The sequence below is a fragment of the Falsiroseomonas oryziterrae genome (assembly GCF_021864505.1).
GTDB lineage: Bacteria > Pseudomonadota > Alphaproteobacteria > Acetobacterales > Acetobacteraceae > Falsiroseomonas > Falsiroseomonas oryziterrae.
On the sequence record NZ_JAKJIB010000707.1, the window covers coordinates 1 to 575 of the forward strand.

General features: G+C 75.3%; 2 protein-coding genes. Both read right to left on the minus strand.

Going from position 1 to position 575, the window contains the following annotated elements; translation table 11 throughout:
- Positions 1–274 (minus strand): hypothetical protein (locus L2I40_RS24245; RefSeq protein WP_237217881.1); only part of this gene is annotated, 274 nt, incomplete at its 3' end.
- A 106-nt stretch (positions 275–380) separates the two neighbouring features.
- Positions 381–575 (minus strand): hypothetical protein (locus L2I40_RS24250; protein ID WP_237217882.1); only part of this gene is annotated, 195 nt, incomplete at its 5' end.

Below are 575 nucleotides of genomic sequence, written 5' to 3' on the forward strand. Positions count from 1 at the left end.
CGCGGGCCTCGGCCTCGGCCCGGGCGCGCTCCGCCGCCTCGCGCCGCTGCGTGATGGCGGCGAGGTCGCCGGCAGCCTGGCGCTCCTGCGCCAAGGTCTGCTCGAGCTGGCCGGCGCGCGCCTGCGCCGCGCGTTGCTGTTCCCGGGCCTCGTTCAGCGTGCCGCCGCGGCTGAAGGCAAGGCCCCAGCCCAGGACAGCTAGCAGCAGCAGCAAGCCCGCCGCGATCTGCGATGGGCGTGTCCAGTCGAGCGGGTTCCAGCTTTGCGCGGTCATGCGGTCATCCCCTGGCGTCCCGCCAGGGAACGACCGACACGCCATCGCCGCCATTCACGTGACGGGCAGGACCCCGTCACGCTTCCGGGAGCAATCCCCGCCGGTCTCAGTTCGCCGGCGGAACAGGGAGCGACTGCAGGCGCGATTCGGCTTCCGCGATCGCCCGGCCGATCTCGGCCATGCGCGCCTCGGCAGCGGCGAGCGCGGCGGAGGCCTGCTCGCGCTGCGTGGCGAGGCGCGTGACCTCGGCCTGCGCGGCCTCCACTGCCTGGCGCGGCGCCGTCAGCTTCGCGTCGGGGCC